Raw genomic sequence first — 20,142 nt, forward strand, 5'->3', positions numbered from 1 at the left:
AGAGACACGAACGGCCCCGCCTGACGATCAGGCGGGGCCGTTCGGGTGTCTGCTCGTGGCTCCTGGTGTCAGGCGCTGACGAGCACCTGCACCTCGGCGACCGAGCCGGTCGCGGCGACGACGCGGGTGTCGACGGGCTGCGCCTTCGGCGCGAGGGTCCGCAGGGTCCACTCGCCGTCGCCGGCGAAGAAGCGGAAGTGTCCCGTCGCGGACGTCGGCACCTCCGCGGTGAACTCGCCGCTGCGGTCGAGCAGCCGGACGTACGCGTTGGCGACCGGCTCGTCACCGCTGCGCAGCACCTGGCCCTGGATCACCGCCTCCTTGGCGACGTTGACGCCGTCGAGCGACAGGCCGCCCTCGGTCGCGCCGCACATCAGGCACGCACCTTGTCGGCAGAGCCCGGCTCGTCGCCGAGCGCGACCGGGACGCCGACCAGCGAGCCGTACTCGGTCCACGAGCCGTCGTAGTTCTTGACGTTCTTGCGGCCGAGGAGCTCGGTCAGCACGAACCACGTCAGCGACGAGCGCTCACCGATGCGGCACAGGGCGATGGTGTCCTTGTCGGTGTCGAAGCCGACCTCGTCGTAGAGCTTTGTCAGCTCTTCGTCGGACTTGAACGTGCCGTCGTCGTTGGCGTTCTTGCTCCACGGCACGTTGACCGAGGTCGGGATGTGGCCGGCGCGCTGGGCCTGCTCCTGCGGGAGGTGGGCCGGGGCGAGCAGCCGGCCGGCGTACTCGTCGGGGCTGCGCACGTCGACGAGGTTCTGCGTGCCGATCGCGGCGACGACCTCGTCGCGGAAGGCGCGGATCGAGGAGTCCTGCTCCTGCGCGGTGTACGACGTCGCGGCGCGCGTGGGCAGCTCGTCGGTCAGCTCGCGGGAGTCGAGCTCCCACTTCTTGCGGCCGCCGTCGAGGAGCTTGACGTCGGAGTGGCCGTAGAGCTTGAAGTACCAGTAGGCGTAGGCGGCGAACCAGTTGTTGTTGCCGCCGTAGAGCACGACGGTGTCGTCGTTGGACACCCCGCGCTCGGACAGCAGCGCCTCGAACTGCTCCTTGTCGACGAAGTCGCGGCGGACCTGGTCCTGGAGGTCGGTGGTCCAGTCGAGCTTGATGGCTCCCCGGATGTGGCCCTTGTCGTAGGCGGTCGTGTCCTCGTCGACCTCGATGAGGACGACGCCGTCGGTGTCGAGGTTGTCCTCGACCCACTGGGCGGTGACGAGCGAGTTCTCGCGGCTCATGGTTGGTGTACTCCTAATTTCTCGTTGGTCGAGGAAGGACGGAGTCCTGTCTCGAGACCCGGGTCAGACGGTGGCGATGAAGCGGCGGACGAGCAGGTAGACCTCGCATCCCAGGCAGAAGGCGAAGACGGCGTTGAGCAGGGCTGCGACGAGCGCGAACCCGACGGCGACCTGGGCGACGACGGTGGCGCCAGCCGCGAAGGCGACCAGCCCGACGAGCGCGAAGGCGAGGCCCACGGCCTGGGCGAAGCGCGGCGGCTCGGGCGCCTCCCACTCGGTGGTCGGCGCCAGGCGGGGCCGTACCAGCGTGCGGAACAGCCAGGCGTGCGGCGTGGCCTGCACCCCGCGCACCGCACCCACGGCGAACAGCACCGCCTGCACGGCGAGCAGCGCGGCGGCGTACGGCGTCGGGAGCAGCAGGACGGCCACCAGGACGACGGCGGTCAGGGCGGCGGCGAGCTGCGGGCCGCGGGGGTCGATCGCGCCGGCGGGGCGGCGGTCCGCGTCGGGGGTGACGCGGGGCGTGGCGGTGGTGGTCATGTCTCTCCTGAGGTCGGTCGGCACGGCGGGGCCGGGCGCGCCGGGACGACCCGGCGCACGGGTCCCACCGACCGAGCGAGGTCCGGCAACGACGAGCCGGACGGGAGGGCTCAGGTGAGCGGCGGGACCGCTACGACATTCGACACAGCGCCGAGCGCACGCGGCAGTGGTCCACTGCGCGGCGCTTGGTGAGCATGGTCGAGGACATGACGACGACCCTAGGCGCTCGCATCGCCACCACTTCGCCCTGTCTCATCATGTGACCCACCCATCCACATCCTGAGATCAGACGCGGGCGAGCGTGGTCAGGACCTGTTCGCGGGTCGGCGCCCCGGTCGCCCGGGTCACCTCGGCGCCGGACGCGTCGAGCACGATCGTCGTGGGCGTACGGAGGATCCCGAGGGTGCGGGTCGCCTCGAGGTGGTGCTCGGCGTCGATCTCGACGTGGGCGACCCCCTCGACGAGCCCGGTCACCTCGCCCAGCACCCGCCGGGTGGCGCGGCACGGCGCGCAGAACGCGCTGGAGAACTGCAGCAGCGTCGCCCGCTCCCCCAGCTCCTCACCGACCGCGGCGACCAGGTCGGCGCCGGGGGGTCTCGTGACGGGCGCCGGGGCGCCCTCCTCGACCAGCGGGTCGGCGGGACGGCGTACGACGTGGGTGCCGCGGAAGCGGCCGTCGGTCGCGGCGCGCCAGAGCCCGACGGCCAGCGCCACCACGGCAGCAGCGACGACGATCCAGGCTCCGGTGCTCACACCCGCCCAACGACGCCGTACGCCCGATTTGTTCCAGCAGCCACGGGAGACGGAGCGAGGCCCCGGGACGGGTCCCGGGGCCTCGCAGGTCGAGCTGTGGTGGAGCTGTGGTGCAGGAGGTCAGCGCTTCTTCTTCTTGACCTTGACGGTCTTGGTGACCTCTGCGTCGCCGTACTTGCCGCCCTTGAGCTTGATCTGGAAGACCAGCTTGTTCTTGCCCTTGGTCAGCTTCTTGAGGGTGACGGTGGCCTTGCCGTTGCGCAGCTTGGCCTTGCCGACCTTCTTGTAGACCGGCGCGCCGTACTCGTCCTCGCGGACGATCTTGCGGACGACGACGTTGCCCTTGAACTTCTTGGCCTTGACCTTCTTCGCCTTGACCGTGACCGACGCCTTGGTGCCCTTGACGGTGACCTTGGCCTTCGGCTTCTTCTTGATGACCTGGCTGGTGGCCAGGGCGGTGCCGTCGAGCTTGCCGTTCTCGGCCGTGACGCGCAGCGTGAGGCGCTTGTTCTTCGCCGCCTTGGTCACGCGGTAGGTGTCGCCGGCGCCGACGACGGTGTCGCCGACCAGCCACTCGTAGCGGTAGGTGGTGCCGCTCTCGATGGACCAGACGCCCATGTAGGCGCGGACCTTCTTGCCGAGGTAGGGCTGGCCGTTGATCTCCGGCTTGCGGAAGGCGCGCAGGTCCTCGGAGAGGGCCGCGTTGATGCCGCTGACGGTCTCGCCGCTCTTGACGGTGACGGTCTTCGCCTTGGCGAACGAGGTGTTGTCGTACCACTCCGGCGCGTGGGCGCGGGTGTCACCGCTGCCGTAGTAGTAGTCGGCAGCAGCGGTGTCGACGAACTGCACCTTGTAGGTGCCGGGCACCAGGCTGGTGGTGACGTAGCTGCCGTCGTCCTCGACGTTGCCGGAGGTCTCGTCGAGCGGGTTGCCCTTCTCGTCGAAGAAGCGCACGTAGGTGCCGTCGACGGGCAGGGCGGACTCGGACGTCACCGTGCCGGCGATGCCACCGGTCAGGGGCAGCGCGATGTTGACGTTGCCGGCCGGCTTGGTGGCGGGCGAGGCGTGGTCGTAGCCCTGGGCGCCGCCGAACCAACGGGTGAGGCGGTCGTACTGACCCTCCTCACGCTCGAGGGGGTCGCTCGCCTTGATCTTGAAGGAGTCCTCGGAGGTCTCCGACAGGTCCGTGAAGTAGTACAGGCCCGCGCGGTTGGTGCGGACCGCGTCGTTGAGCTCGGGCTTGTCGGCGTCCACCGGGGTGTCGTACGCCTCCACGAAGGCACCGACGACGGGCGCGCCCGAGGAATCGGTGACGGCGCCGGAGATGTCGACGGCGGCCGGGTCGATGGCGGCAGCCGGGTCGGCGGCCAGGGAGGCGCTGACCGAGACGATCGTGTCGACCCCGACCTCGACGGCGTCGGCAGACGCGCGGTCGGCCTTGTCGGCGTTCCACTCGGAGAGGTACTCGCCGACCGGGTCGCTGAACTGGACGGTGTACGTGCCCGGGGCGACGCCCTCGATGCGGTAGTTGCCCGTGGCGTCGGTGAGGTCGCTGCCGACCTCGGAGCCGGACTGGTTGTAGATGGTGGCCTCGGCCCGCTCGAGCGGCACTCCGGCGGGGTTCACGATGCCGCCCTGGACGATGCTGCCCTTCGACAGGGTCACCTGTCCGAGGTTGGCGCCGGCGCCCACGACGTCGGCCGTCGCGAGGGTGGGCTTGTTGCTGTAGAACTCGAACGCGTAGCCCTGGGCCGAGAAGCGGACCTTGTAGGAGCCCTGGTCGACTCCGGCCGCCCAGGTGCCGTCGGCACGCGTGTAGGCGTAGCCCGCGGTGGTGTCGTCGGCAGCGTCGAAGATCTGGATCTGCGCGTCCTCGACGGGCTTGCCCGAGGGGGTCACGACCTGGCCGGCGAGGGTGGGCCGCGCCGCGAGGGCGACGGGCGCCAACGCGCCGGGACCGACGATCGCGACGGCCTCGGCCTCCTCGAAGGTGGCCTTGTCGTTGTAGTACTCGTCGAGGAACAGGCCGTCCTCGTCGCCGAACTCGAACTTGTAGGTGCCCGGCTCGACGTCGATGCGGACCTGGCCGTCGGCCACGCGCGTGCTCTTGACGTAGTCGTAGAAGCCGTCGGCCTGCAGGGCGTAGGCCGTGACGAAGCCGTCGATGCCGTTGCCGGCAGGGTCGGTCAGCGTCGTGGTGACGCCGACCGGTGCGGCGTGGGCCGGCGCTGCCAGCCCGATCGTGAGGCCTGCGAACGCCGTCGCGGCGGCGGTGCCACCTGCAACGAGGCGCGCGAAAGCTCCCCCGTGAGTGCTCTTCATCTAGTTGTCCCCCTTGGACTCGTGTCGGCGCGCTCGCGCCCGACACCCAGGCCATCCCCCGTAGGAGGCCCGTCGAAACGCAGTTCTATCGCATAACCGCGTCGGGGCGCTCAACCTCCGGCAAATGGGGGCAGCAGCTCGACGACCTCACCGGCTCGTACGACGACCTGGGCGGGGTCCTGCGAACCGACCGGCCGGTCGCCGAGGAGCACCGAGCAGACACCGACCGTGCGGGCCATCTGGTCCCCGGGGTGGAGCTCCAGCACGCGGGCAACGACGTCGGCCAGGGTCAGCTCGCCCGTCGTCGCGTCCGCCTCGATGACGTCCTCGGGGGTCCCGGCCGCGGCCCGGGCGCCCGCCCAGTAGCGCACGGTGATCGCTGTCTCACGACTCCGTTCGGGGTCCGACGCGTGGCTCATGCGGGATATCCTTCCTCATCCCCGGCTGACCGCCGGCCGATCCCCGCCCACGAGGAGGGCCCCGCGATGAGCGCACTGCTGCTGCTCACGGGCGCGCTGCAGCCCTCCGCCGAGGTGCTCCCCGGGCTCGCCCTGCTGGCCCACTCGGTGAAGATCGTCCCGGCCCAGGGCAGCGCGCTGCTCGACGCCCCCGAGTCCGACCTCGTCCTCGTCGACGGCCGCCAGGACCTCGCCGCGGCGCGCGACCTCTGCCGGCTGATCCGCACCACCGGCACCGACGCCCCGGTCCTGCTCATCGTCACCGAGGGCGGGCTCGCCGTCGTCGCCCACGACTGGGGCATGGACGACGTCGTCCTCCACACCTGCGGCCCCGCCGAGCTCGACGCCCGCATCCGCCTCGCGATCGGCCGCGCGAGCGCCGCAGCCCCCGACGACCCGACCGCCCACGTGATCCACCGCGGCGAGGTCGTCGTCGACGACGCCACCTACACCGCCCGCATCGGCGGCCGTCCGCTCGACCTCACCTACAAGGAGTTCGAGCTCCTGAAGTACCTCGCCCAGCACCCCGGCCGGGTCTTCAGCCGCGAGCAGCTGCTCCAGGAGGTCTGGGGCTACGACTACTTCGGCGGCACCCGCACCGTCGACGTCCACGTACGCCGCCTCCGCGCCAAGCTCGGCACCGAGCACGAGCACCACATCGGCACCGTCCGCAACGTCGGTTACCGCTTCGTCGTACCCACGCGCGACTCCGCCACCGAGACCTCCGCCCCCGCGCCCTCGCGGTCGTCCTCGTCCTCGTCCTCGTCCTGACCTCCGCTCCTCCCCCACCCGCTCGATATCTGAGGACGCAGTGGTCGTCGATCGGGCGGAATCACGACCGCGCCGTCCTCAGGTAGGTCGTCACGGGCGCCGCTAGGGTCGTCGGCATGCAGGCAGCCGTGGACCAGATCGCCGCCGAGGCCGCGGCCGCGGACGGCGCCGACCCGCTCGACGAGGCGGCCCGCATCGCGCTCGCCGACGGCACGGCGTCCGTCATCGTCGAGGACGACGCCTTCGCGCTCCTCCACGACGGTGACCTGTCGCTCGTCGTACGCCCGGCGGCCCGCGGTCGCGGCCTCGGGTCCGCGCTGCTCACGCGCGCCGAGTCGTCGTACGGCACCGGGCTGACGGCGTGGTCGCACGGCAACCACCCGGCCGCGGCGCGCCTCGCCGCCAGCCACGGGTGGGACCGGCTGCGCGACCTGTGGGTGATGCGTCGGCCGACCTCGCTGCCCCTGCCCGCCCTCGAGGTGCCCGCGGGGACGACGGTCCGGTCCTACCGCGACTCCGACGCCGCCGACGTGGTCGCGATCAACGCGGACGCCTTCGCCGACCACCCCGAGCAGGGCGCGATGGACCTCGACAACCTCGCCCGCCGGATGGCCGAGCCGTGGTTCGACCCGACCGGACTGCTGGTCGCGGAGGACGGGTCCGGGATGCTCGGCTTCCACTGGACCAAGCAGCACGACGCGCGCCTCGGCGAGGTGTACGTCGTCGGCATCGCGCCCTCCGCCCAGGGCCGCGGGCTCGGCAAGCTGCTCACCCTCGCCGGGCTCCACCACCTCGCGGGCCTCGGCGTCGACGAGGTGCTGCTCTACGTCGAGTCCGACAACGCCCCCGCGGTCGCCGTCTACTCACGCCTCGGCTTTGGGCACGCGGACGCCGACACCCACGTGCAGTACCGCCGCCCCTGACAGATATCTGAGGACGCCGTGAACGTGAAACGGCCATCCCGCCATACGTCGCGTCCTCAGATATCCGGCGTCAGCGGAGGGGGCGCACGTGCAGCCCGACCTCGGGGTCGACGACGACCTCCTGGGCGGCGGGCATCTCGTCGACCGAGAGGGTCGCGTCGACGGGAACGTTGCGCTTGACCAGCGCGAGGGCGATCGGGCCGAGCTCGTGGTGGCGGGCGCTCGAGCCGACGAACCCGACGTCGCGACCGTCGTACGACACCGGGGACCCGGCGGGCGGCAACCGGTTCTCCGACCCGTCGAGGTGCAGCAGCGCCAGGCGGCGGGGCGGCCGGCCGAGCGTGTGCACGCGGGCGACGGTCTCCTGGCCGCGGTAGCAGCCCTTGTCGAGGTGGACGGCGGCGCCGATCCAGCCGACCTCGTTGGGGATCGTGCGGTGGTCGGTGTCGATGCCGAGCCGCGGCTCGCCGCGCTCGATGCGCAGGGCCTCGAAGGCCCAGAGCCCGCAGGCCGGCCCGGCCGCGTCGGCGTACGCCTCCAGCTTGTCGCGCGGCACCAGGTCGTAGCGGCCGGGCTGTCGCGACGGGTCGTCGCCCGGGCGCCACATCACGGCGACGTCGTCGACGAGCGCGATCTCGACGCGGGTCATGAACTTCATCCGCTCGAGCCACTCGACCAGCGCTGCGCCCGCGCCGGGCTCGGTGTGGGCGGTGAACGCCTCGCCGTCGTCGACGCCGGTGAAGGCGTGCTCGACGTGGCCCTGCGGGCTCAGCACCAGCGCCTGGGTCCAGGTGCCGGGAGCGAGGCCGTCGAAGTACTGCGTGGTCAGGTTGTGCAGCCACGACAACCGCTCGGGACCGGAGATGCGTACGACGTCGCGGTGCGAGAGGTCGACGAACCCGTCACCGCGCGCCAGGCTGCGCTGCTCGGTGTTGAAGGAGCCGTAGTGGGCGGCCACCGGGGCGTCGATGCCGTCGCCGGCGACGGCCCCGGGCAGGGCGAGGAGGGGGCTGGCCATGCCCCGAGTCTAGGTCGGCTCGGGTGAGCCGGCCGCGGCCGAGCAGTCGGCGCAGGTGCCGAAGATCGCGAGGTGGCCCACGTCGACGGAGAAGCCGTCCTCCCCCAGGGCCGCGACGAGCGAGCGCACGAGCTCGGGGTCGTGGGAGCGTACGGAGTGGCAGCCGCGGCACACGACGTGCACGTGCTCGTGCTCGCGGGTGGAGTGGTAGGTCGGGGCGCGGTCGCTGAGGTGCGTGTGGCGCACCAGCCCGAGCTCCTCGAGCACCTCGAGCGTGCGGTAGACGGTGGAGGCGTTGACCGAGCTCGCCTGGCCGCGCACGTGCGCGAGCACCTCGTCGGGGGTGGCGTGGCGCAGCTCCTCGACGGCGCGCAGGATCAGCTCGCGCTGCGGGGTGAGCCGCAGGCCCTGCTCCCGCAGCCGCGCCGCCAGGTCGTCGCTCATCGCGAGCTCATGCGCGCTTGAGGCGCGCCCAGAGGTGCGGCTGGAGCTCCTGGCCGACGGCCTTCATGTCGTAGGCGTAGAGCAGGTCGCCGTCGACGTTGCCGTAGATCCGGGAGCCGCCGGTGACCTCCTTGGCGGTCTCGGTGAAGGAGACGCCGGCGGTGTGCATCTCGAGCTTGCCGCCGTCGGCCGCGCCGTACCAGACCTCGGAGAAGCCGATGTTGTGGGCGAGGAGGAGCTCGACCTTGCCGGGCTCGGGGCAGCGCAGGAAGCCGGACTCCATCGCGGCGTCACGGACGAACTCGCCCTGCTCGTCGACGATCCACGCGCGCGCCATGTAGTGGAAGAACGGGCGACCGTCGTGGGTGAAGATCAGCTCCTGGCCGAACTGGAACGACTCGATCGTGGGGTAGGCGCCGTGGCCGTTGCCGCGCCACGTGCCGAGCAGCCACGCGACGGGGCCGCAGTTGGGGTGCAGGTTGTCCGGCAGCTCGAAAGGCATGGGCGCCACTCTAATGTGGGGCCATGGCTCGCTCACTGGTCGTCAAGGTCACCTGCGGCGCCGACGACGCCGAGCGCCTCAACCAGGGCTTCACCGTCGCCGCCGCCGCGGCCGCTGCGGGCGCCGACGTCTCCCTGTGGCTGACCGGCGACGCGGCCTGGTTCGGTACGCCGGGTCGCGCGGAGGAGTTCGAGCTCGAGCTCGGCACCCCGCTCGACCAGCTGATGGCCGCGGTCCTCATCAGCGGCACGATCACCGTCTGCTCGCAGTGCGCCGCGCGTCGCGGCATCGTCGCCGGCGACCTCCGCGAGGGCGTCACCATCGCCGGCGCGGCCGTGTTCGCCGAGCAGGTCCTCGGCGAGGGCGTCCAAGCATTGGTCTACTGACGTGAGCTTCACTCCGCGTTCACCAACCGGTGCCACACTGGGAGGCATGTCCGACCCGGCCACCCTCACCAGCGCTGTCAGCCCGTCGGTGGAGGAGGGGCCGGTCGCAGACCCGCTCGGTCACCCCACCGACACCTTCGACGTCGAGCCGCCCTACCTGCCTGACGCCGAGGCCATCGCGGGCGTGGAGAAGTTCGACGACCGCTTCATCGACCGCGAGATCTCCTGGATCCGCTTCAACCAGCGGGTCCTCGAGCTGGCCGAGGACCCCGACCTGCCGCTGCTCGAGCGCCTGCGGTTCCTCGCGATCTTCGCGAGCAACCTCGACGAGTTCTTCATGGTCCGCGTCGCCGGCCTCAAGCGGCGCATCGCCGCCGGGGTCGCCGTACGGGCCGCCAGCGGCATGATGCCGCGCGAGCAGCTCGAGAAGCTCTGGGTCGAGAGCCGCGGGCTGATGGAGCGCCACGCCCGCGCGCTCGTCGACCTCCTGCCCGAGCTGGGCGGCCACGGCATCGAGATCCTCCGGTGGTCCGAGCTCGACCGCGAGGAGCAGAAGGTCTGCAAGAAGCTCTTCAAGGACCGGATCTTCCCCGTCCTCACCCCCCTCGCCGTCGACCCCGCCCACCCCTTCCCCTACATCTCCGGGCTGTCGCTCAACCTCGCGGTCGTCGTACGCCACCCGACGACGGGCACCGAGCACTTCGCGCGGGTGAAGGTGCCGCCGACGTTCGGGCGCTTCGTCGGCGTCGGCAACCAGCGCTTCGTGCCGATCGAGGACGTCATCGGCGAGCACCTCAAGAAGCTGTTCCCCGGCATGGACGTGGTGGCGTCGCACACCTTCCGGGTGACCCGCAACGAGGACCTCGAGGTCGAGGAGGACGACGCGGAGAACCTCCTCAAGGCGCTCGAGAAGGAGCTGCAGCGGCGGCGCTTCGGCCCGCCGGTGCGCCTCGAGGTCGAGGAGTCGATGGACCCCAAGGTGCTCGAGCTGCTCGTCTCCGAGCTCGGCGTCGGACGCGACGAGGTCGTCTCCCTCCCCGGCCCCCTCGACCTGACCGGACTCCACTCGATCGCCGACCTGCCGCGCGACGACCTCAAGTACGCCGCCTTCCTGCCCTCGACGCACCCCAGCCTGGCGGAGGTCGAGTCGGCCTCGCCGGTCGACGTGTTCGACTCGGTGTCGCGCCACGACGTGCTGCTGCACCATCCCTACGACTCCTTCGCCACGTCCGTGCAGCGCTTCCTCGAGCAGGCCGCGGCCGACCCGCACGTGCTCGCGATCAAGCAGACGCTCTACCGCACCTCCGGCGACAGCCCGATCATCGAGGCGCTCATCGACGCCGCCGAGGCCGGCAAGCAGGTGCTGGTGATCGTGGAGATCAAGGCGCGCTTCGACGAGCAGAACAACATCCGCTGGGCCCGCAAGCTCGAGCAGGCCGGCTGCCACGTCGTCTACGGCCTGGTCGGGCTCAAGACCCACTGCAAGCTGTCGATGGTGGTGCGCGACGAGCCCGAGGGCATCCGGCGCTACGTCCACCTCGGCACCGGCAACTACAACCCCAAGACCGCCCGCGTCTACGAGGACCTCGGGCTGCTGACGTCCAACCCCGAGATCGGCGAGGACGTCGCGCTCCTGTTCAACAACCTCTCCGGGATCAGCCGCAACCGCACCTACGACCACCTGCTCGTCGCGCCCCACAGCGTGCGCGACGGCCTGGTCGCCCACATCCACCAGGAGATCGCCCACCACCAGGCCGGCCGGCCCGCGGGGATCCGGATCAAGGCGAACTCGGTGGTCGACGAGGCGGTGATCGACGCGCTCTACCTCGCCTCGCAGGAGGGCGTCCGCGTCGAGCTGCTCGTCCGCGGCATCTGCGCCCTGCGACCCGGCGTACCCGGCCTGTCCGAGACCGTGCGCGTGCGGTCGATCCTGGGCCGCTTCCTCGAGCACAGCCGGATCTTCTGGTTCGACAACGGCGGCGAGCCCGCGGCGTGGATCGGCTCGGCCGACATGATGCACCGCAACCTCGACCGCCGCGTGGAGGTGCTCGTACGCCTGCGCGACCCGCACGTCGTGCAGGAGATCGAGGCCCTGCTGGACCTCGCGTTCGACCCGGGGACGACGGCGTGGGAGCTCTGCTCCGACGGCGAGTGGCAGCTGGAGCGCGGTGAGCGCCACCTGCAGGACGAGCTGATCGTGCGCCAACGCGTACGACGCCGCTGACCGCAGACTGACCGCCGACCGCCCGCGTGAGCGCCGCGTCACACAGGCGTTCGAACGGGGCCCCGAGGTTGCGTCGATGGGCCGATCAGGCCCTAGCATGAACCACGGTTCATCCGCCCCCCGTTCGGAGTTCACCGTGCGTTTGAAGTTCCGCCCCGTCGACAGCTCCTTCTACGACCTCTTCAGCGAGGCTGCCAACCACCTCGTGGTCGGCTCACAGCTCCTCAGCGAGATGCTGTCGTCCGGCAACTCGAAGGCAGAGATCGCCCAGCGCATGCGCGAGGCCGAGCACGCCGCCGACGAGACCACCCACTCGATCATCCGGCGGGTGAACAGCACGTTCGTCACGCCGTTCGACCGCGAGGACATCTACTCCCTCGCCTCGGCGCTCGACGACGTCATGGACATGATGGACGAGGCCGTCGACCTGGTCCTCCTCTACGAGGTCACCTCGCTGCCGCCGGAGACCACCCAGCAGGTCGAGGTGCTGCAGCGCTGCGCCGAGCTCACCGCCGCCGCGATGCCGAAGCTCGAGTCCATGGGCTCGCTCGACGAGTACTGGATCGAGATCAACCGCCTCGAGAACACCGGCGACAAGTCCTACCGGCGGATCCTGGCCAACCTGTTCAGCGGTGACTTCAAGGCCCTCGAGGTGATGAAGCTCAAGGACATCGTGGAGTCCCTCGAGGGGGCGATCGACGCCTTCGAGAAGGTCGCCAACATCGTGGAGCAGATCGCGGTCAAGGAGTCCTGACCCCGATGCACGCCACCTCCACCACTTCGTCCTCGCGCGCCCGGAGCACCGCCTGATGGAGATCGGGATCATCATCGCGGTCGTCGTCGTCGCCCTCGTCTTCGACTACACCAACGGCTTCCACGACGCCGCCAACGCGATCGCGACGTCCGTCTCGACGGGCGCCCTCAAGCCGCGCGTGGCCCTGGCCATGGCGGCGGTCATGAACTTCGTCGGCGCGTTCCTGGGCCAGAAGGTCGCCCAGACCGTGTCAGAGGTCATCGATCCGGGCACCGGCAGCCACGGGCTGGTGATCGTGATGTGCGGCCTGCTCGGCGCGATCACCTGGAACATGATCACCTGGTACTACGGCCTGCCGTCGTCCTCCTCCCACGCCCTCATCGGCGGCCTCGTCGGCGCCGCGGTCGCGGCCGGCGCGACCGCCAACTGGCTGGTGGTGCTGGAGAAGGTCGTCATCCCGATGTTCCTCTCCCCCCTCGTGGCCTTCAGCCTCGGCTTCGCGCTGATGATCGGCATCATGTGGGCCTTCCGTCGCGCCAATCCGGGTCGCGCCAACCGCGGCTTCAAGCTCGCCCAGACCGTCTCCGCCGCCGCCATGGCGCTCGGCCACGGCCTCCAGGACGCCCAGAAGACGATGGGCGTCATCTTCCTGGCCCTGCTCACCGGCGGGTACGTCGCCGCCGACGACCCCCTGCCGCTCTGGGTGATCATCGCCGCGGCGACCGCGATCTCCCTCGGCACCTGGTCCGGCGGCTGGCGCATCATGCGCACCCTGGGCCGCCGCATCATCCACCTCGACCCGGCCCGCGGCTTCGCCGCCGAGTCCGTCGCGGCGTCGGTGCTCTACTCGACGGCGTACGTCTTCGAGGCGCCGATCTCGACCACCCACACCATCACCTCCGCGGTCATGGGCGTCGGCGCCACCAAGCGCCTGTCCGCCGTCCGCTGGGGCGTGGCCAAGTCGATCCTCACCGCCTGGGTGCTGACCTTCCCGGCCGCCGCCTCCGTCGCCGCGATCTGCTACTGGATCGCGCGCATCTTCCTCCCCTGACGGGCGCTTCTTCGCTCCCTCCTCGCCTCCGCCTCCCCTCGCCTCCGACCCGCCCTCGCCCCCCGAACGCCAGCGTCATACGAAGCCGCACCCACACGTGCCTTTCCGTATGACGCTCCCGGCCCCTGAACGCCAGCGTCATACGAAGCCGCACCCTTGACTGCCGATCCGTATGACGCTCGAGAATCTGGACGACGCCGCCGCCCAACCAAGGGGGGAGCGCGGATCCGGCGTACGCCGAGCGCTCAGGCCGCGGGGTCGAGACCTGACCAGCCGGCGCCGACCAGCGCACGCTCGATCTGGTCGAAGAACTCGTCCGCTGCGACGCGGAGACCGAGGACCGGAAGCCGGAGGACCGTGAGGTTGTCCAAGGTCACGTCGTTGTGCCGCAGCGCGTCTGCGACGACCTCCTGCGCGAGGACGTGCTGAATGCCATCGATCTCGACGACGACCCCCCACTCCTCCCAGAACACATCGAGGTAGTAGCGGCCGTCCTTGCCTCGCCGTACGACCTGGCGCGTCGGCTCGGGGAAGCCACGCCGGCGGCACTCGCGGGCGAAGTCGAGCTCGGCGAGGCTCTGCGCCCCGCCCAGCAGGTCGGCCACCACGTCCATCACGAACGTCAGCCGAGGATCGCGCTTCACCTGGAGGAGGGCGCGTCCGATCCGGTCTGCCGGCACGATCCTCTGTTGGACCACCATCGTGAGCAGGAGTGCAGCCTGCCGGTCACTGCGCGCCCACAGGGCACCGCGGACAGCGGCGACCTCGGCGCGCGTGCGCGGCGGTCCCCCACCAGTGACGAGGTCGTCGGCCCTCCACCGGCGCGTCTGGCGGACGTCGACGACGCGGTCGCGGAACACCCTGGCGCCGCGCGGGACCGACACCCGATGGCGGTCGATGTCGAACCCCTTGAGGCCAGCAGCGATCAGGGACGACGCACCGTCGAGACGCGCGCGTGGACCACCCGACAGCTGGGCCGCCCACAGCGTGGTGTCGAGCGCGAGCGGACCGGTGTGCACCACGACGACGTGCCGCCCCACCACCTGCCACCTCCGGGCCCTGATGTTGGCCCGCACCTCCGCCCGCGTGATGCCGGCGGCGTACAGCTGGCGCCGCGCGACTGCCCCAGCCTGCGCGCCGGCCAGCCTTTCCGCCCGTAGGCGGCGGGCCGCTCTCAGCGATGCGGTGCGGGGTGCAGTACGTGGGGTCACTCGTCCACGGTCGCGATGTCGACGTTCGCCCGCCACGCACTGCATCCTCGGCTGTGGATCACCCGCCCGCCGCGCGGCCTGTGGACGGATCGAGGCCAGTCATCCCGAGCCGGGCCGCCGAGCGTCATGCGAAGCCGCACGCATGGGTTCCGATCGGGATGACGGGAGCTGGCCGGCGTCGGGACGTCATACCCACCCGCACCCATGGGTCCGGATTCGTATGACGCAGCCCGGGCCACCGGGCGGACCCGGAGCCCGACGTGCGAGACGGGGGTGGCCCGGGACGCCCTGGTGGGACGAACCCCCGATCGGACCACCAGGACGCGCCGGGCCACCCCGGCCCGGAGGGGCGCTCAGCCGAAGCGGCCGGAGATGTAGGCCTCGGTGGACTCGTTGTCGGGGTTGGCGAACATCTTGGGCGTCGCGTTGAACTCCACGAGGTGGCCGGGCTCGCCGGCGGCCTTGAGGTTGAAGAAGCCGGTCTCGTCGGAGACGCGGGCGGCCTGCTGCATGTTGTGGGTGACGATGACGATCGTGTAGTCGGACTTCAGCTCGTGGATCAGGTCCTCGATCGCGGAGGTCGAGATCGGGTCGAGCGCCGAGCACGGCTCGTCCATCAGCAGCACCTGCGGCTCGACGGCGATCGCGCGGGCGATGCAGAGACGCTGCTGCTGGCCACCGGAGAGACCCATGCCGGGCTTGTCGAGGCGGTCCTTGACCTCGTTCCAGAGGTTCGCGCCCTTGAGCGAGCGCTCGACGATCTCGTCGGCCTCGCCCTTCTTCATCTTCTTGGCGTTGAGGCGGTTGCCGGCCAGGACGTTCTCGTAGATCGACATCGTCGGGAACGGGTTCGGCCGCTGGAAGACCATGCCGATCTGGCGGCGTACGGCGACCGGGTCGACGGCGCTGTCGTAGAGCGACTGCCCGTCGACGGTCACCTTGCCCTCCACGCGCGCGCCCGGGATCACCTCGTGCATCCGGTTGAGCGAGCGCAGCATGGTCGACTTGCCGCAGCCCGAGGGGCCGATGAAGGCGGTCACCGAACGCGCCTTGATGTGCATGTTGACGCCCTCGACGGCGAGGAAGTCGCCGTAGTAGATGTCGAGGTCGGAGACGTCGATGCTCTTGGCCATGGTGGGGGTGACTCCTTGGTTTGCTACGTGTGCGAGCGGCTCAGCGGCCGGTCTTGGGGGCGAACGCCTTGCCGACGACCCGCGCGATGAGGTTGAGCGACATGACGATGATGATGAGGAAGAGGGCGGCGCCCCAGACGCGGTCGGTCCAGATCTCGCCGTACTTGAAGTGCGTGGTCTGGCCGAGCGACTGGAAGATGTAGACCGGCAGGGTCTGCACCGGGCCGCTGAACGGGTTCCAGTTGGCCACCCGAGCCGTGCCGAGGATCAGCAGGAGCGGAGCGGTCTCACCCGCGACGCGCGCGATCGCCAGCGTGATGCCAGTGACGATGCCGGCGACGGCGGTCGGCAGGACGACCTTGACGATCGTGCGCCACCGCGGCACCCCGAGGGCGTACGACGCCTCGCGCAGGTCGTCGGGCACGAGCTTCAGCATCTCCTCCACCGACCGGATGACGGTCGGCAGCATGAGGAGCGCGAGCGCGATCGCGCCGCCGATGCCCAGGCGCGGGAGCGGGTCGCCGGTCACGACGATGAACAGGGCGATGGCGAAGAGCCCGGCGACGATCGACGGGATGCCGGTCATCACGTCGACGAGGAAGGTGATGATCTTCGCGAGGCGGTTGTTCTTGCCGTACTCGACGAGGTAGATCGCGGTGAACAGTCCGATCGGGATCGCGATGATCGCGGCGATCGCCGTCACCATGACCGTGCCCATGATGGCGTGGTAGATGCCACCACCGACGCCGAGCAGGGCACGCCCGCTCATGTCGTCGTTGAGGAACTGCGGCGTCAGCACCGGGAGGCCGCGGGCGACCACCGTCCAGATGAGGCTGACCAGCGGCAGCATCGCCGCCGCGAAGGCGGTCCACATGAGGGTCCGCATCAGCGCGTCGGTGGCCTTGCGCGAGCCCTCGACGCTGCGCGACCACACCGTGTAGCCGACGACGTAGGCGAGCCACGCGATCACGACGCCGACCGCGAGGCTGACGCCGAGGAGCCAGGCGAGGACGCCGAGCGCGAGGGAGCACACGCCCACCAGCACGGGAGCGATCCGCGGGAGCGTGCCGCCCATCAGCGGCTCGAGCTGGTCGGACGTGGGGGTCTGGATGTCGGTCGGGGGGTTCATGCCTTCACCTGCCCGCGGGTCGCGACGTAGCGGCCCAGGAAGTTGACGACGAACGTCAGGACGAAGAGCGCGAGGCCGGCGAAGATCAGCACGTTGATCTTGAGGCCCGCGGCGTTGGCGTAGTTGTTGGCGATGCTCGCCGCGATGGTGTTGGAGTTGGAGGACGAGATCACGTCGAAGCTGATGATCGCACCGGTGGCCGAGAGCACCATCGCCACGGCCATCGTCTCGCCGAGCGCGCGGCCCAGGCCGAGCAGCAGCGCGGCCACGATGCCCGACCGGGCGTACGGCAGCACGGCCAGGCGGATCATCTCCCAGCGGGTCGCACCCAGCGCGAGCGCGGCCTCCTGCTGCATCGTCGGCGTCTGGGCGAAGATCTCGCGCAGGATGGCGGTCACGATCGGCAGCGCCATCAGGGCGAGCACCACCGAGGCCGTCAGCAGCGTCCGTCCGGAGCTGGACACGGGTCCGCCGAACAGCGGGATCCAACCGAACCAGCTGTTGAGCCAGTCGAAGAACGGGACCATGCGCGGGGCCAGCACCGCGATGCCCCACAGCCCGAAGACCACCGACGGCACGGCCGCCAGCAGGTCGACGAGGTAGCCGACGGGCTTCGCCACCCTCCGGGGCGCGTAGTGCGAGATCACCAGCGCGAGCCCGATGGCCAGCGGCGTCACGATGATCATCGCGAGGGCGGACGACAGGATCGTGCCGAACAGCAGCGGGCCGACGTACGACCACACGCTGGGCTTGCCGTAGGCCTGGTCGCCCGCGGCCTCGAGCGCGGGCAGTCCCTGGATCACCAGGAAGATCGCGACGCCGGCCAGGAGGGCGACGACGAGCAGGGCCGCCCCGAGCGTGGCGCGGCGGAAGACCGCGTCCCCCACACGGGTGGTCCTGGCCCGGGGCTGCTGCTCCTGCTGCTGCTCGGGCTCACGGATCGCGGTTGTCATCGGCGTTCCTCCTGGGTGACGACGTGTCGGAAGGGGCCGGGCCTCGTGGGCCCGACCCCCGCCGTGGTGCTGTGGATGCTCAGCCGGCCGAGATGGTCTCGACGATGGCCTGGGCCTCGCTGATCACCGTGTCGGTGAGCGGGGCCGAGCCGGCCTCGCTCTGGCCGATCTCCTGGCCCTCCTCGCTGAGGATGTAGGAGAGGTAGCCCTTGACGTTGGCCGCGGTGGCCTCGTCGTCGTAGGTCTCGCAGGCGATCATGTAGGACGTCAGGACGATCGGGTAGACCCCGGCCTCCTCGGTCGTGTAGTCGAGGTCGTAGGCCATGTTGACCGACGAGCCCTCGTCGACGCGGGGCGAGACCTCGAAGATCTTGGCGGCCGCCTCGGCGCTCGGCGCGACGAACTCCTCGCCGACACCGATGTTGGCCTGGCCCAGGCCGCCGGCCTGGCTGGCGTCGGCGTAGCCGATGGTGTTGGGGGCGTCGGTGACGACCTGCACGACACCGGAGGTGCCCTTGCCGCCCTCGCCGCCGGCCTCGTTGGGCCACTGCTCGATCTCGCCGAAGGTCCAGGCGTCGCCGGCGACCGTGGAGAGGTAGTTGGTGAAGTTGCCCGTGGTGCCGGACTCGTCGGAGCGGTGGACGGGGGTGATGGTCTCGCTCGGCAGGTCGGCGTTCGGGTTGTCCGCGGCGATCGCCTCGTCGTCCCAGCTGGTGATGTCGCCGGCGAAGATGCCCGCGAGGGTCTCCGGGGAGAGGTTGAGGTCGTCGACGCCCTCGAGGTTGTAGATGACCGCGATCGGCGAGACGTAGTTGGGGATGGTGATCGGCTCGGAGCCGCAGGTCTCGGTCGCGGCGCTGAGCTCGCCCTCCTCGTCGTCGAGGTAGGAGTCGGTGCCCGCGGTCGGGAAGCCACCGGAGATGAAGTTCTCGCGGCCGCCGCCGGAGCCCACCGGGTCGTAGGAGACGGTCACGCCGGGCGCGACCTCGCCGAAGCCGACCATCCAGGCGTTCTGCGCGGACTCCTGCGAGGAGGCACCGCCGATGGCGAGCTCGCCGGACAGGTCCGCGAAGTCACCGCTGGCCTCGGAGTCGCCGGTCTCGGCGGACGCGTCGTCCGCCGAGTTGCCACCGCCACACGCAGCGAGGGAGATGGAGAGGGCAAGCACGGTGACGCTCGGGGCGAGCAGCTTGCGGAAGGAAGTGCGATTCACTTCGGGTGCTCCTGATGGAAGTCTGATGAGTGCTGACGATGAGGAACGTAGGCACCTCAGGAGAACGACCACGGCGCCGTCGGTGAACGGGCGGTGAACTCGGCCGGACCGGTTGGCATCACCCGTTCGGGCGTATGACGACGATCACATGAACTCGTGCGGGCGGCCTTGACGGGCGGCCCCGCCAGGAATACAAGCGCCAGGACGCGAACCTCAGGGCGCGAGGAGCTCCGTCGCCACGACCTTGCCCTTGCGGTGGTGCACCACCAGCATCGCCCCGGGCTCGAGCGCCACGTCCGGAACCTGCAGGGCGTCGAGCACCGTCGGCAGCACGGGCCGGTGGGTGCACAGGACGGCGCCACCGCTGCCGAGGCCGCCGCCGAGGAGGTCGTCGACGAGGTCCACGACGCCCTCCAGCGTGGCGCCCTCCTCGCTCAGCTCGTCGTGGAGCTCCAGCGGCCAGCCGGTCACGTCGGCGTACGGCACCACCGTCTGCACGCAGCGGGCGCTGGAGGAGGTGTGGACGGCCATCACGTCGAAGGCGGCCAGGAGCGGCACCAGCCGCTGCGCCTGCGTCTCGCCGAGCCTGATGAGGGGGCGCAGCCGGTCGTCCTTGCGCCACGCACTGCGGGAGCGCGCCTTTGCGTGGCGGAGCACGACGAGCGTGCGGGTACGACGTCGCAGCGGGCGCGCCTCGGCCAGGGTGTCGCGGTCGTAGGGGTAGGTCAGGCGCTGCTCCGCGTCCTTCCACGGCACCCACTCGACGGCGTCGATCTCGGCGTTGGGCCGGTAGCGGGAGACGTCGTCGCTGCCGACGACCCGGGCGGTCCAGTAGTCGACCGACTTCCAGCGGCCGTTGGACATCCGGTAGCGCTGCTGCGCCAGGGCCGGCCCGAGGCGTACGTCGAGCCCGGTCTCCTCGGCCACCTCGCGCACCGCCGCGGTCACGACGTGCTCCCCCGGGTCGAGCTTGCCCTTGGGGAAGGACCAGTCGTCGTACTTCGGGCGGTGCACCAGGAGCACCTCGCCGCCCTTGCGGGTCACCACGGCACCGGCAGCGCGCACGTCGCGGGGCTCCATGGAAGTAGTCTCACACCCACCCGACCCCGCGAGGAGCCCT

21 protein-coding genes are annotated in these 20,142 nt (G+C 70.7%); 6 read left to right on the forward strand and 15 right to left on the reverse strand.

Features of this window, described 5'->3' with window-relative positions; all coding sequences use genetic code 11:
- Window positions 1-68 precede the first annotated feature (68 nt).
- The 6 genes from ACNKF0_RS19800 to ACNKF0_RS19825 all read right to left on the reverse strand — a co-directional run bounded on the left by ACNKF0_RS19800 (window position 69) and on the right by ACNKF0_RS19825 (window position 5,271).
- Window positions 69-374, reverse strand: a complete 306-nt coding sequence (locus tag ACNKF0_RS19800; protein WP_299931023.1) for a DUF1416 domain-containing protein — start codon at window positions 372-374, stop codon at window positions 69-71.
- Window positions 374-1,237, reverse strand: a complete 864-nt coding sequence (locus ACNKF0_RS19805; protein WP_299931025.1) for a sulfurtransferase — start codon at window positions 1,235-1,237, stop codon at window positions 374-376. Before ACNKF0_RS19805 ends, ACNKF0_RS19800 begins: the two co-directional genes overlap by 1 nt.
- Window positions 1,238-1,300: 63 nt before the next feature.
- Entirely contained in the window at window positions 1,301-1,777 is a 477-nt protein-coding gene (locus ACNKF0_RS19810; RefSeq protein WP_416954527.1) for a DUF4395 domain-containing protein, read from the reverse strand.
- 285 nt (window positions 1,778-2,062) lie between these two features.
- A complete protein-coding gene (locus tag ACNKF0_RS19815; protein ID WP_416954528.1) occupies window positions 2,063-2,530 on the reverse strand; it encodes a TlpA family protein disulfide reductase in 468 nt (155 codons plus the stop codon).
- Window positions 2,531-2,650: 120 nt separating this feature from the next.
- Window positions 2,651-4,852, reverse strand: coding sequence for a carboxypeptidase regulatory-like domain-containing protein (locus ACNKF0_RS19820; protein ID WP_416954529.1), 2,202 nt, complete (start codon window positions 4,850-4,852; stop codon window positions 2,651-2,653).
- Between the two features lie 110 nt (window positions 4,853-4,962).
- On the reverse strand, window positions 4,963-5,271 hold the full coding sequence (locus ACNKF0_RS19825; RefSeq protein WP_416954530.1) for a MoaD/ThiS family protein: 309 nt from the start codon (window positions 5,269-5,271) through the stop codon (window positions 4,963-4,965).
- Window positions 5,272-5,337: 66 nt separating this feature from the next.
- On the opposite strand from ACNKF0_RS19825, the gene ACNKF0_RS19830 reads away from it, so the two are divergent.
- Both ACNKF0_RS19830 and mshD read left to right on the forward strand, forming a co-directional pair.
- On the forward strand, window positions 5,338-6,081 hold the full coding sequence (locus ACNKF0_RS19830) for a winged helix-turn-helix transcriptional regulator (RefSeq protein ID WP_416954531.1): 744 nt from the start codon (window positions 5,338-5,340) through the stop codon (window positions 6,079-6,081).
- 116 nt (window positions 6,082-6,197) lie between these two features.
- On the forward strand, window positions 6,198-7,004 hold the full coding sequence (gene mshD / locus ACNKF0_RS19835; protein ID WP_416954532.1) for a mycothiol synthase: 807 nt from the start codon (window positions 6,198-6,200) through the stop codon (window positions 7,002-7,004).
- Between the two features lie 70 nt (window positions 7,005-7,074).
- Here mshD and ACNKF0_RS19840 read toward each other — a convergent pair whose 3' ends face one another.
- From ACNKF0_RS19840 to ACNKF0_RS19850, 3 genes are read right to left on the reverse strand one after another with little or no spacing between them, the layout of a single operon-like run.
- On the reverse strand, window positions 7,075-8,022 hold the full coding sequence (locus tag ACNKF0_RS19840) for a YgfZ/GcvT domain-containing protein (protein WP_416954533.1): 948 nt from the start codon (window positions 8,020-8,022) through the stop codon (window positions 7,075-7,077).
- A gap of 9 nt (window positions 8,023-8,031) precedes the next feature.
- Window positions 8,032-8,466, reverse strand: a complete 435-nt coding sequence (locus ACNKF0_RS19845) for a Fur family transcriptional regulator (protein ID WP_416954534.1) — start codon at window positions 8,464-8,466, stop codon at window positions 8,032-8,034.
- A gap of 7 nt (window positions 8,467-8,473) precedes the next feature.
- A complete protein-coding gene (locus tag ACNKF0_RS19850) occupies window positions 8,474-8,968 on the reverse strand; it encodes an FABP family protein (protein ID WP_299931046.1) in 495 nt (164 codons plus the stop codon).
- A 23-nt stretch (window positions 8,969-8,991) separates the two neighbouring features.
- Between ACNKF0_RS19850 and ACNKF0_RS19855 the strand changes: the two genes are divergently transcribed.
- The 4 genes from ACNKF0_RS19855 to ACNKF0_RS19870 all read left to right on the forward strand — a co-directional run bounded on the left by ACNKF0_RS19855 (window position 8,992) and on the right by ACNKF0_RS19870 (window position 13,383).
- Complete coding sequence (locus ACNKF0_RS19855) at window positions 8,992-9,354, forward strand: DsrE family protein (RefSeq protein WP_416954535.1); 363 nt, start codon at window positions 8,992-8,994, stop codon at window positions 9,352-9,354.
- 46 nt (window positions 9,355-9,400) lie between these two features.
- A complete protein-coding gene (locus ACNKF0_RS19860; RefSeq protein ID WP_416954536.1) occupies window positions 9,401-11,578 on the forward strand; it encodes an RNA degradosome polyphosphate kinase in 2,178 nt (725 codons plus the stop codon).
- Between the two features lie 136 nt (window positions 11,579-11,714).
- The gene (locus tag ACNKF0_RS19865) at window positions 11,715-12,332 is read left to right on the forward strand and encodes a DUF47 domain-containing protein (RefSeq protein ID WP_299931051.1); all 618 of its coding nucleotides are present in this window, start codon (window positions 11,715-11,717) and stop codon (window positions 12,330-12,332) included.
- 55 nt (window positions 12,333-12,387) lie between these two features.
- Complete coding sequence (locus ACNKF0_RS19870) at window positions 12,388-13,383, forward strand: inorganic phosphate transporter (RefSeq protein WP_299931053.1); 996 nt, start codon at window positions 12,388-12,390, stop codon at window positions 13,381-13,383.
- Between the two features lie 245 nt (window positions 13,384-13,628).
- Here the strand turns inward: ACNKF0_RS19870 and ACNKF0_RS19875 are convergent, their stop codons facing one another.
- The 6 genes from ACNKF0_RS19875 to ACNKF0_RS19900 form a co-directional block, all read right to left on the reverse strand.
- Window positions 13,629-14,423 (reverse strand): hypothetical protein, encoded by a 795-nt coding sequence (locus ACNKF0_RS19875; RefSeq protein WP_416954537.1) that lies wholly within the window; start codon window positions 14,421-14,423, stop codon window positions 13,629-13,631.
- 524 nt (window positions 14,424-14,947) lie between these two features.
- Window positions 14,948-15,727 (reverse strand): phosphate ABC transporter ATP-binding protein PstB, encoded by a 780-nt coding sequence (pstB, locus tag ACNKF0_RS19880; RefSeq protein ID WP_416954538.1) that lies wholly within the window; start codon window positions 15,725-15,727, stop codon window positions 14,948-14,950.
- Between the two features lie 40 nt (window positions 15,728-15,767).
- Window positions 15,768-16,856, reverse strand: a complete 1,089-nt coding sequence (gene pstA / locus ACNKF0_RS19885) for a phosphate ABC transporter permease PstA (protein WP_416954539.1) — start codon at window positions 16,854-16,856, stop codon at window positions 15,768-15,770.
- On the reverse strand, window positions 16,853-17,809 hold the full coding sequence (pstC, locus tag ACNKF0_RS19890) for a phosphate ABC transporter permease subunit PstC (protein WP_416954540.1): 957 nt from the start codon (window positions 17,807-17,809) through the stop codon (window positions 16,853-16,855). Before pstC ends, pstA begins: the two co-directional genes overlap by 4 nt.
- Before the next feature lie 79 nt (window positions 17,810-17,888).
- A complete protein-coding gene (pstS, locus tag ACNKF0_RS19895; protein ID WP_416954541.1) occupies window positions 17,889-19,022 on the reverse strand; it encodes a phosphate ABC transporter substrate-binding protein PstS in 1,134 nt (377 codons plus the stop codon).
- Window positions 19,023-19,235: 213 nt separating this feature from the next.
- Entirely contained in the window at window positions 19,236-20,102 is an 867-nt protein-coding gene (locus ACNKF0_RS19900; RefSeq protein WP_416954542.1) for an NUDIX hydrolase, read from the reverse strand.
- Window positions 20,103-20,142: the final 40 nt, after the last annotated feature.

It is taken from the genome of Nocardioides sp. T5 (assembly GCF_048161455.1).
GTDB lineage: Bacteria > Actinomycetota > Actinomycetes > Propionibacteriales > Nocardioidaceae > Nocardioides.

Coding starts and splice junctions, on each gene's coding strand:
- ACNKF0_RS19850 (WP_299931046.1), bottom strand. CDS start 8,968: ATGCCTTTCGAGCTGCCGGACAACCTGCACCCCAACTGCGGCCCCGTC.
- ACNKF0_RS19810 (WP_416954527.1), bottom strand. CDS start 1,777: ATGACCACCACCGCCACGCCCCGCGTCACCCCCGACGCGGACCGCCGC.
- ACNKF0_RS19840 (WP_416954533.1), bottom strand. CDS start 8,022: ATGGCCAGCCCCCTCCTCGCCCTGCCCGGGGCCGTCGCCGGCGACGGC.
- ACNKF0_RS19845 (WP_416954534.1), bottom strand. CDS start 8,466: ATGAGCGACGACCTGGCGGCGCGGCTGCGGGAGCAGGGCCTGCGGCTC.
- ACNKF0_RS19830 (WP_416954531.1), top strand. CDS start 5,338: ATGAGCGCACTGCTGCTGCTCACGGGCGCGCTGCAGCCCTCCGCCGAG.
- ACNKF0_RS19820 (WP_416954529.1), bottom strand. CDS start 4,852: ATGAAGAGCACTCACGGGGGAGCTTTCGCGCGCCTCGTTGCAGGTGGC.
- ACNKF0_RS19825 (WP_416954530.1), bottom strand. CDS start 5,271: ATGAGCCACGCGTCGGACCCCGAACGGAGTCGTGAGACAGCGATCACC.
- mshD (WP_416954532.1), top strand. CDS start 6,198: ATGCAGGCAGCCGTGGACCAGATCGCCGCCGAGGCCGCGGCCGCGGAC.
- pstA (WP_416954539.1), bottom strand. CDS start 16,856: ATGAACCCCCCGACCGACATCCAGACCCCCACGTCCGACCAGCTCGAG.
- pstB (WP_416954538.1), bottom strand. CDS start 15,727: ATGGCCAAGAGCATCGACGTCTCCGACCTCGACATCTACTACGGCGAC.
- pstC (WP_416954540.1), bottom strand. CDS start 17,809: ATGACAACCGCGATCCGTGAGCCCGAGCAGCAGCAGGAGCAGCAGCCC.
- ACNKF0_RS19870 (WP_299931053.1), top strand. CDS start 12,388: ATGGAGATCGGGATCATCATCGCGGTCGTCGTCGTCGCCCTCGTCTTC.
- ACNKF0_RS19800 (WP_299931023.1), bottom strand. CDS start 374: ATGTGCGGCGCGACCGAGGGCGGCCTGTCGCTCGACGGCGTCAACGTC.
- ACNKF0_RS19805 (WP_299931025.1), bottom strand. CDS start 1,237: ATGAGCCGCGAGAACTCGCTCGTCACCGCCCAGTGGGTCGAGGACAAC.
- ACNKF0_RS19900 (WP_416954542.1), bottom strand. CDS start 20,102: ATGGAGCCCCGCGACGTGCGCGCTGCCGGTGCCGTGGTGACCCGCAAG.
- ACNKF0_RS19860 (WP_416954536.1), top strand. CDS start 9,401: ATGTCCGACCCGGCCACCCTCACCAGCGCTGTCAGCCCGTCGGTGGAG.
- ACNKF0_RS19855 (WP_416954535.1), top strand. CDS start 8,992: ATGGCTCGCTCACTGGTCGTCAAGGTCACCTGCGGCGCCGACGACGCC.